Here is a 9,393-nt window from a genome sequence, read left to right on the forward strand (position 1 = left end):
CGGCCCGGCGCGCCGCCCGCGCCGCGTACGGCGGCGCCGGGAGCCGCGGCCCGTTCCCCGGTCCCCTCGGTGACCAGGAGGCCCGCGGTGGCGAGGGCTCCGATGCCCGCGGCGATACGGAGCACCGTGCGGCGGTCCGGTGGCGTCTGATCCTTCTTCATGACCAACAGCTCGCACGACGACCCGCCCGGGAGCTTGATCAACACGCGGCCCCGGAGGAAAGCACCCGATGAGAGCAGTCGAACAGGGCTGCGTTCGCACACCTGGCCCACCCCCCGGGCGGGCTGCGGGTCCGTACGTTCGAACCGCGTCTGCCGCACCCCCGCGACCGGCCCGGACACCCTTCCGCCGGGAGCCTCGGCCGATCGCCTAACCTCGGTGGTGTGACCACTCCCGGCTCTTCCCAGGCATCGTCCTTCGAACGCGGTACCGACGGCCCGAAGGTGATCGTCGCCGGTGTGGACGGATCCGGCGCCTCCCTGCGCGCCGCGGCGTACGCGGGCGGCCTGGCCCGGCGGCAGAACGCGCTGCTGGCAATCGTGTACGTCCAGCCGGTGATGCCGGCCGGAGCGGCGCTCGGGGTGCCGGTGGCGGACGCCACGGGCGAGGTCGCCGAGGAGCTGGTGGCCGAGGTGCGGGCGGCGACGGAACGGGTGCGGGGCATCTGGGACGTGCGCTGGGAGTTCCACACGTTTCCCGGGGACGCCTTCAACGGTCTGGCGCAGGCGGCCGACGATCTCAAGGCGGACGCGGTGGTCGTGGGGCTGTCGGAGTCCGCGGGGCACCGGTTCATCGGTTCGGTGGCGGTACGCCTGGTGAAGGCGGGGCGCTGGCCGGTGACGGTCGTTCCGTAGCTCCCCCGGGAACGGGAGAGTCCCCGCGGCCCGGCCCGCCGTCCGGTACGGCGGGCCCGGTGGTCCCCGATGGTCCCGGCCGCGTGCCGGTCAGCGGGCCGCGGTCAGTCCGTCCTTCGCGGCGCCCCGGCTCAGGACCGCCTCGGAGACGGTGTCCAGGATCGCGCGGTAGTCGTCGCGGCCGGGGTCCTCGGCGAGGGCGGCCGCGAGGTCGACGACGCGCCCCGAGCCGGTGTCGTACCACTGGGGTACGAACTCGGCACGGGTCACCGCCCAGCGGCCGCCGGGCGCCGCGGGCGGGCTGAAGGTGAAGCGTCCGATGGAGCCCATGTTGCCGCGGTGGTCCCGGGCGCCCGAGTAGTCGAACATCGGGCCCGCGATCTGGTCGCCCATTCCGTAGATCACCCAGACTCCGTTGACCTTCTCGTACGCCTGGGGGACATGGGCGTGGGTACCGAGGACGAGGTCGATGTCGGGGCGGCCGCCGGTGGTGGCGGCGGTGAGGCTCTTCGCCAGGGCGAGCTGCTGTTCGTCGGGGGCGGTCTGCCATTCGGTGCCCCAGTGCAGGCTGAGGACGACGATATCGGCGCCGGCCCGGCGGGCGGCGCGGGCGTCGGCGACGATCCGCTGTTCGTCGATGAGCCGGACCGCCCAGGGCTGCCCTTCGGGCGCTTCCAGTCCGTTGGTGCCGTAGGTGTAGGCGAGGTGCGCGATCTCGGCGCCGCCCGCCCGCAGTCTGCCGGGGCGCTCGGCCTCCTGTGCCGTCCGGGCGGAGCCGTGGTGCACCAGGCCCGCGGTGTCCATGGCGTCGAGGGTGCGGCGGATGCCGTCGGCGCCGTCGTCCAGGGAGTGGTTCGAGGCGGTGGAGCAGGCGTCGTAGCCGGTGGCGGCGAGCCCCCGGGCGATCTGCGGCGGCGAGGTGAAGGCCGGGTAGCCCCGGTAGTCGCCGTCGGCGCCGTACACGGTCTCCATATGACAGATCGCCAGATCGGCGGTGGAGACGACGGGCCGGACCGCGGCCAGCATGGGCCGGAAGTCGTAGCCCTCGGCGGAGTCCGCGGCGTCGTAGCGGGCCTGCGCGATGACGGAGTCGTGCGGGAGGACGTCTCCGCTGGCGACGAGGGTGAAGGCGCGGACGGCGGCCGGACCCCCGGCCGCGGACGGCGACGAGCCGGCCGGTTCGGGTGGCCGGACCGGACCGGGGGCGGCGCAGGCCGTCACTCCGGCAGCCAGCAGCAGAACGGCGAGCACCGGGGGGCCGTACCGCCCGGCCGCACCGCCGCGCCGGGCCGCGTTCCCGCCGCTTCCGCCGCTTCCGCTGTTCCCGTCGCCCCTGCCGCTTCCGTGGAATTCGCCGCTCCCGCCGCTGCCGCCCTCGCGGTGTTCGCGGTGTTCGTGATGCTCAAGGTGTTCGCGGTGTTCGTGGTTCCGGTGCCGTCGCATGCGCCGCTCCCAACCCGTGCGGGCACGGCCGTGCCCGTAGGAGGTTCCTGCCGGTATGACTATCGGACTACCGAATGCACAGGGTGGTCCGCCGGAACGCAAGCGACACGGCGGGAAGCACGGCCGCCGTCACCTCATCGGCGGCACCCGGGCCCGGGGCCGCCTCCGCGCGCCGGACGCCGGAGGGCGGCGGGAACGAGCACCCGCGCCCCCTCCGTACGCCGGGCGCCGCCGGGCCGCCGGGCCTTCCGGACGCCGCCGTTCACCGCCCGCCGCACCGGTGGGCCGGATCCGGCCGCCCGTTCGTCGCACCACTCGTCGCCGAGGTCGACCGCTTGCCGACGGACCGCGGCGAACCGGCTGCTCCGGCCGCCCCGCATGGGGTCCCATACCGCCACGGCCCCTGACCGGCAGCTGTCTGCCGGTGCCCCCGCCCGGTCCCGTACCACCCGCCACGACCGCGCCCCGGCCCGCCGCCCGGGGCGCAGGAGAAGAGGTGTTGAACCATGGCGACGGCAACCCTGACCGCTTCCGCGACCACCGACGAGGGGGCCATCGCGGACCTCCAGCGCGAACACGGCCCCGCCCTGCTGAGCTTTCTCCAGGGCCTCACCTACGGGGACCAGCAGCGCGCGGAGGACCTCCTCCAGGAGACGCTGGTCCGGGCCTGGCAGCATCCCGAGGCCTTCCAGCGGCCCTACGAGTCCATGCGCCCCTGGCTGTTCACCGTCGGGCGGCGGCTCGCCATCGATGCCCGGCGCTCCCGGCTCGCCCGGCCGGCCGAGATCGGCGACGGGGTGCTCGCCACCACACCCGATCCCGCGGACCCCACCGAGACCGCCGTCGCCCAGCTCGACGTCCGGGCCGCCGTCGGCAAACTGAGCGCGGACCACCGTGCCGTACTCGACAAGCTGTACTTCGAGGGGCTCAGCGTCAGCGAGGCCGCCGAGTCCCTGGGGATCCCGCCGGGGACGGTCAAGTCGCGGTCCCACTACGCGCTGCGCGCGCTGGCTCCGCGCCTCCCCGGGTACGCCCGGGGCGTGCGACGGCACGGAGCGTGACGGGTCGCGCACCGGGTCCGCCGTCCCCGGTGCGTGCCCCGCCGCCCCCATCACGCGCGCACCGGCCGTCCCGCGCACCCCGTATCCCCCTGTGGCCACGGCAAACGTCCCCGGAGTGCGAAACGTCACGGTGAAGTTGAGCAAAGACGCGCCGCGGGCCGTGTCACTCGGTGGAGGCTCGTCTCCGAACCGACACCGTCACCGTGTCGTCCGGAAGAAGGTGGGAGCGGTGCAGACCGAGAGTACGAACGACACCGGTGGAGAGACCCCCGATGTGCCCATGGCGTGGTTCTGCGCCGAGTACGTCGCCGACGAGATGCTGCGCGGCGGTGCTCTCGTCGACGGGGGCTCGCTGGAGTACCGGGCGGGCCGGGAGACCCTGGCCCTGACCATCTACCTCTGCGACGGCTCGGGCGAACTGGCCGGAACCCGGGCGGTGGCCAGCATCGAGGAGTGGCTGGACCGGACCTCGTACGGGCATCCGTGGCCGGAGTGGGTGGGGCGCCGGCTGGCGGCGCGCGAGGAGCGGGCCCGGACGCTCGGCGGCCCCGGTCCCGATCTCCTGCTGGCCCGCGCCTCGTGGCGCTGGCTCAGCTCGACGGAGCTGCTGACCACGGACCTCGGCGACGACGGGACACTCCAGCAGGCCGCCGGCCGGCCGGGCACCGTCGACGAGCAGACCCGGGTGTGGACCCCGGCCTGGCAGCTCGGGCTGCCGCTCGGCCATCTGGCCATCCATCTCTTCTGATCCTCCGGCGGCCCCCTCCGTCTTCCCCCCGCCCGCGCCCGGCTGCCGGCGCGGCGGACCGTCCGGTCACGGCCGGCGGCGGCCCGGTGACGAATGCACCCCGGCCCGGTACTTGGGGATCCGGACGGTGACCTTCATCCCCGCCCCGACCCCCGTCTCGATGACGAGCCCGTGCTCGTCTCCGTAGACCTGGCGCAGCCGCTCGTCGACGTTCGACAGTCCGATGCCGGACGACGCGGGCCGTTCGCCCGCGAGGATCCGGCGCAGCTCCGCCGGGTCCATGCCCACCCCGTCGTCCTCGACGGTCACCAGGGCCTCCGCGCCCGCGTCCCGGGCCGCGATGGTGATCCGGCGCTCGCCCGTGGTGTCCTCCAGGCCGTGTTTGACCGCGTTCTCCACCAGGGGCTGGAGACAGAGGAACGGCAGGGTCACCGGCAGCACCTCCGGCGCCACCTGGAGGGTCACCTTCAGCCGGTCCCCGAACCTGGCCCCGGCGAGCGCCAGATACTGCTCGATGGAGCGCAGTTCGTCCGCGAGATGGGTGAACTCGCCGTGCCGCCGGAAGGAGTAGCGGGTGAAGTCCGCGAACTCCAGCAGAAGTTCCCGGGCGCGCTCCGGGTCGGTGCGGACGAAGGAGGCGATCGCGGCGAGGGAGTTGAAGACGAAGTGCGGGGAGATCTGGGCGCGCAGGGCCCGGATCTCGGCCTCGATGAGCCGGGTGCGGGACCGGTCGAGTTCGGCGAGTTCGAGCTGTACGGAGACCCAGCGGGCCACCTCGGTCGCCGCCCGCACCAGTACGGCGGACTCCCTGGACCCATAGGCGACCAGGGTGCCCAGTACCCCGTCCTCGCCCGTCAGCGGGGCGATGACCGCCCAGCGCAGCGGGCACTCCAGCACATCGCAGCCGGTCTCCACGGTGGTGCCGCGGCCGGAGTCCAGGACCTCGGCGACCCTGGCCATCACCCGGTGCTGGTGGTGGTCGGCGCCCGCGCCGTCCCAGGCGAGTACGCGTTCCCGGTCGGTGAGGCAGAGGGCCTCGGTGCCCAGCAGCGAGCGGAGTCTGCGGGAGGCCTTGCGGGCGGTGTCCTCGGTGAGTCCGGCCCGCAGCGGCGGCGCGGCCAGCGAAGCGGTGTGCAGGGTGTGGAAGGTGGCGCGCTCCACGGGGGTGCCGAGGTCGAGGTCGGCCCGGTCGCCGCGGCGGGCGGTGAGCCGTCCGAGGACGAAGCCGGCGGCCAGCAGGACCGCTCCGGCCGTGGTCAGGGCGGCGATTCCGGTACCGGTCACGGCTTTCCTTCCCGGCCCGGGGGGCCTTCGGGTCCGTCCGGGCCGCAGGCGAGGTCCTCCGGCAGATGGAGCCGGGCGAGGGTGGCGGTGGTGGACGGCGGGATATGGCGGGGTGTGGCGAGGGAGACCAGCACCATGGTCAGGAAGCCCAGCGGTACCGACCAGACCGCGGGCCAGGCCATCAGGGCGTGCGCCCACCCCTCGGGGGCGAGTTCGGCGCGGGTGGCCATCACGGCGGTGAGGGCCGAGCCGCCGCCGACGACGAGTCCGGCGGCGGCGCCGGGCGGGGTGAGCCGGCGCCACCAGATGCCGAGGACGAGGAGCGGGCAGAAGGAGGACGCGGAGACCGCGAAGGCCAGCCCGACGGCGTCGGCGACGGGGACGTTGGTGGCGAAGACGCTGGCGGCCAGCGGGACGACCACGGCGAGTACGGCCGCCAGCCGGAACCAGCGCACTCCGCGCGCGGGTAGTACGTCCTGGGAGATCACTCCGGCGACCGCCATGGTCAGTCCGGAGGCGGTGGAGAGGAAGGCCGCGAACGCCCCGGCCGCGAGCAGGGCCCCCAGTAGATCGCCCGCGGTGCCGCCGAGTACCCGTTCCGGCAGGACCAGCACGGCGGCGTCCGCGGCACCGGTGAGGGCGAGTTCGGGGGCGTAGATCCGGCCGAGGGCGCCGTAGACCGGCGGCAGCAGATAGAACGCGCCGACCAGTCCGAGGACGACGAGGGTGGTGCGGCGGGCGGCCCGGCCGTCGGGGCTGGTGTAGAAGCGGACGGCGACGTGCGGCAGGCCCATGGTGCCGAGGAAGGTGGCGAGGATCAGCCCGTAGGTCGCGTAGAGATGGGAGCCGTCACGGCCGCCGGAGAGCGGCTGCGACCAGCTCGACGGGTCGGTTTCGGAGATCACCCGCTCGGGGACCTCGGCGCCCGCGGGCAGTCCGACGCGGGTCCCGGCGTCTATCCGGTGGGTTCCCTCACCGAGGGTGAGGTTGCCGTGGTCGTGGCGTACGCCGTCGACGGTTCCGTCGACGGTCAGCGTCAGGGGCTCGTCGAGCTCGATCCGTACGGTGTCGTCGACCGTGACGGTGGTGTGCTCGCGCAGTACGGCGGGGGCGTCGAACCGGGCCCGGGGGGCGTCGTCGGCGGCCCAGGCGGCGGCCAGGAAGAGCGCGGGCACCAGCAGCGCGGTCAGTTTGAGCCAGTACTGGAAGGCCTGGACGAAGGTGATGCTCCGCATGCCGCCGGCGGCGACCGCGCCGGTGACCACCACGGCCACCACGACCCCGCCGACCCAGTTGGGCGCCCCGGTGAGGATCTCCAGGGTGAGGCCCGCGCCCTGGAGCTGGGGCAGCAGATAGAGCCAGCCGATGCCGACGACGAACAGGGAGGCCAGTCTGCGGACGGCGGCGGACTCCAGCCGGGCCTCGGCGAAGTCGGAGAGGGTGTACGCGCCGGAGCGCCGGAGCGGGGCGGCGACCAGCGCCAGCAGCACCAGATATCCGGCCGTGTAGCCCACCGGGTACCAGAGCATCTCCGGTCCCTGGAGGAGGACGAGACCGGCGATACCGAGGAAGGAGGCGGCGGAAAGGTACTCGCCGCTGATGGCGGCGGCGTTGAGGCGGGGGCCCGCGGTGCGGGAGGCGACGTAGAAGTCGGAGGTGGTCCGGGATATCCGCAGGCCGAGCCCGCCGATCAGAACGGTGGCGGCGACGACGGCGGTCACGGCGATCACCGCGTAGGTCTGGTTCACCGGCGCCCCCGGGGCGGGGCGCCCCGGCCGTCCTGGCCGTCCCGCCGGAGCGGGCGGAGCACCCGGGGGCGCCCGGCGCCGCGCGGCGCGGTCCACGGGCCGGGTATACCGGCGGGCACCGGGGTCCGCACCGGTCAGCGGCCTTCGAGGAGCCGGAGGAAGTCGCGTTCGTTGCGCTCGGCGCGGCGGACGTACCAGCGGGCGGTCAGCCACATCACCGGATGGACGCCGAAGCCGAGCGCCGCCCAGACGAAGGGCTGCGGGGACGGCGCGCTGCCGTGGAAGGCGGAGGGCAGCGCGAACAGCAGCGGCAGGGTGCCGACGAGGAGTGCGAGGGTCCCCACGGTGTGCAGCGCGGTCCGCAGCTGGCTGCGCATCAGGGAGCGGACATAGGCGGCGCCCAGGGCGGTCTGCTCGGTGACCTCGGAACGGGCGGGCGCGTGTCCCGGGGCGCGGCGGCCGGCCCGGGGCACCCCGGTCACCACCTCGCGGCGGGGGCGCTGGTCTCCCGGCATCGTCCCCTGCTCTCTCGGTCGGGCCGCGGGCCGCACCGGATCGGCCGGTGCGGGGGTACGGCCGCACGGATGCGGCGGATCCGTCCGCGGGCCCGCCGCGGACGCACGGCAACGGGAGTCTACGCAGGATGGTTTCACCGGCGGTAGCCGTCGCCGGGCCGGGCGGAAAAGGGGCCGGCCGCCGGGGCTCTCCGGGGCCGACGGGCCTTCGGGGGCGGGCGGGGCGAACTCCGGGGTGGGCTCCGGGGCGGGCGGGTTCTCCAGGGCCGACAGGCTTTCCGGGCGGGCGGGCCGGATCCTCCGGCGCGGGCGGGTCAGCGCGCCGGGCCGGGGCCGAGGTCCTTCAGCGCGATCTCCAGCTCGACGTACGACTCCTCGGCGCGGCGGAAGGCGACCGCGAGGGCCGCCTCGGCGCGCGGGCCGGCCAGTCCGTGCGCCGACTCCTGGACGGCATACAGCACATCGGCCCACCGTCCGGCCGCGCTCTTCACGGTGCCGAGCAGGGCCTGCAGTTCACGGGCGCTGGAGGCCCGGGTTTCCGGGAGGTTCCGGAGCTCCTCCAGCAGCGCTTCGATGTCGGACATCAGACCCCTTCGCTCCCTATCGGACCAGGCTAGAACCCGTGGTGGTACCGGTGGCGGACCGGAGCGGGGCCGCTCGGTGGGCGGGTGCGGCGGGGCGGTGGACGGCGGCCGGGCGGCGACGAGCGGTCACCGCGGTCGGCCGAACGGTCGTTCCCCGCCGGGCGGACGGCGCGGCACCCCGGGCGGCCCGGTGTCGCGGGTCAGCCGCCCGCGTGGCGCATCAGCAGTTCCCGCAGATGACGGGCGTGCCGGCGGCTGACGGCCAGTTCGGCCGTGCCGACCCGGACCGTGGTGGCCCCGGCGTCGAGGCGCAGTTCGTCGATCCGGGCCAGGGCGACGAGATGGCTGCGGTGGATCCGGACGAAGCCGTGGACCGCCCACCGCTCCTCCAGCGCGGAGAGCGGTACCCGCACCAGATGGCTCCCGTCGGCGGTGTGCAGGCGGGCGTAGTCGCCCTGAGCCTCGACATAGGCGATGGAATCGACCGGGATGAACCGGGTGACACCGCCGAGTTCGACGGGGATCTGGGCGGGGCTGCTCTGCACCGGACCGGGGGCGGCAGCCGTCCCGTACGGCGGGCTGCCGGGGGCGTCCTCCGGCGGGCGGGCGTCCCGGGCCGCGCGGACCTGGTCGCAGACCCGCCGGACGGCCTCCGCCAGCCGCTCCCGGCGCACCGGCTTGAGTACGTAGTCGACGGCTTTGAGGTCGAACGCCTGGACCGCGAAGCCCTCGTGGGCGGTGACGAAGACGATGAGGGGCGGGCGGGCGAAGCGGGCCAGCACCCTGGCGACGTCGAGTCCGGTGAGCCCGGCCATATGGATGTCGAGGAAGACGACGTCCAGCCCGGCCCCGCCGTCGCCGCCGGGCTCGGGGTCCAGGGCCGCGGTGATCCGGCGGAGCGCGCCGGTGGCGTCGGTGGCGCCCTCGGCGCTGGTGACCCGGTCGTCGGAGCGGAGCAGATAGAGGAGTTCCTCCAGCGCGGGGCGTTCGTCGTCGACGGCGAGGGCTCGCAGCATGGTGGGGAGTCTATGGCCTCGCTTTCCGGTCCCGCCGTGGCCCGTCGGCCAGCACCATCACGGCGATCAGCACCGCGATATCGCCTCCGCCGCCGAGGGCGAGCATGACGGTGAGGGCCAGCACCGCGGTGAGCACCGTC

Annotated in this window: 9 protein-coding genes; 3 read left to right on the forward strand and 6 right to left on the reverse strand. The window is 74.7% G+C overall.

What is annotated here, in order from left to right; translation table 11 throughout:
* The first annotated feature begins 383 nt into the window (after positions 1 to 383).
* Complete coding sequence (locus tag ACWDR0_RS33765) at positions 384 to 854, forward strand: universal stress protein (RefSeq protein ID WP_456355652.1); 471 nt, start codon at positions 384 to 386, stop codon at positions 852 to 854.
* Positions 855 to 944: 90 nt separating this feature from the next.
* On the opposite strand, the gene ACWDR0_RS33770 is transcribed toward ACWDR0_RS33765, so the two are convergent.
* The gene (locus ACWDR0_RS33770; protein WP_456355653.1) at positions 945 to 2,297 is read right to left on the reverse strand and encodes a CapA family protein; all 1,353 of its coding nucleotides are present in this window, start codon (positions 2,295 to 2,297) and stop codon (positions 945 to 947) included.
* Between the two features lie 506 nt (positions 2,298 to 2,803).
* On the opposite strand from ACWDR0_RS33770, the gene ACWDR0_RS33775 reads away from it, so the two are divergent.
* Together ACWDR0_RS33775 and ACWDR0_RS33780 are read left to right on the forward strand one after the other, a co-directional pair.
* A complete protein-coding gene (locus ACWDR0_RS33775; RefSeq protein WP_456355654.1) occupies positions 2,804 to 3,358 on the forward strand; it encodes a sigma-70 family RNA polymerase sigma factor in 555 nt (184 codons plus the stop codon).
* Positions 3,359 to 3,587: 229 nt separating this feature from the next.
* On the forward strand, positions 3,588 to 4,106 hold the full coding sequence (locus tag ACWDR0_RS33780; protein ID WP_456355655.1) for a hypothetical protein: 519 nt from the start codon (positions 3,588 to 3,590) through the stop codon (positions 4,104 to 4,106).
* 66 nt (positions 4,107 to 4,172) lie between these two features.
* On the opposite strand, the gene ACWDR0_RS33785 is transcribed toward ACWDR0_RS33780, so the two are convergent.
* The 5 genes from ACWDR0_RS33785 to ACWDR0_RS33805 form a co-directional block, all read right to left on the reverse strand.
* On the reverse strand, positions 4,173 to 5,390 hold the full coding sequence (locus tag ACWDR0_RS33785; RefSeq protein WP_456355656.1) for a sensor histidine kinase: 1,218 nt from the start codon (positions 5,388 to 5,390) through the stop codon (positions 4,173 to 4,175).
* Positions 5,387 to 7,138, reverse strand: a complete 1,752-nt coding sequence (locus ACWDR0_RS33790; protein WP_456355657.1) for a sodium/solute symporter — start codon at positions 7,136 to 7,138, stop codon at positions 5,387 to 5,389. Before ACWDR0_RS33790 ends, ACWDR0_RS33785 begins: the two co-directional genes overlap by 4 nt.
* 134 nt (positions 7,139 to 7,272) lie before the next feature.
* Positions 7,273 to 7,653, reverse strand: a complete 381-nt coding sequence (locus tag ACWDR0_RS33795; protein WP_456355658.1) for a hypothetical protein — start codon at positions 7,651 to 7,653, stop codon at positions 7,273 to 7,275.
* Between the two features lie 314 nt (positions 7,654 to 7,967).
* Entirely contained in the window at positions 7,968 to 8,237 is a 270-nt protein-coding gene (locus ACWDR0_RS33800; protein WP_456355659.1) for a hypothetical protein, read from the reverse strand.
* A gap of 200 nt (positions 8,238 to 8,437) precedes the next feature.
* The gene (locus ACWDR0_RS33805; protein ID WP_456355660.1) at positions 8,438 to 9,253 is read right to left on the reverse strand and encodes a LytR/AlgR family response regulator transcription factor; all 816 of its coding nucleotides are present in this window, start codon (positions 9,251 to 9,253) and stop codon (positions 8,438 to 8,440) included.
* Between the last annotated feature and the right edge of the window lie 140 nt (positions 9,254 to 9,393).

It is taken from the genome of Streptomyces sp. NPDC003691, assembly GCF_053981115.1.

Coding starts and splice junctions, on each gene's coding strand:
- ACWDR0_RS33770 (WP_456355653.1), bottom strand. CDS start 2,297: ATGCGACGGCACCGGAACCACGAACACCGCGAACACCTTGAGCATCAC.
- ACWDR0_RS33775 (WP_456355654.1), top strand. CDS start 2,804: ATGGCGACGGCAACCCTGACCGCTTCCGCGACCACCGACGAGGGGGCC.
- ACWDR0_RS33795 (WP_456355658.1), bottom strand. CDS start 7,653: ATGCCGGGAGACCAGCGCCCCCGCCGCGAGGTGGTGACCGGGGTGCCC.
- ACWDR0_RS33800 (WP_456355659.1), bottom strand. CDS start 8,237: ATGTCCGACATCGAAGCGCTGCTGGAGGAGCTCCGGAACCTCCCGGAA.
- ACWDR0_RS33805 (WP_456355660.1), bottom strand. CDS start 9,253: ATGCTGCGAGCCCTCGCCGTCGACGACGAACGCCCCGCGCTGGAGGAA.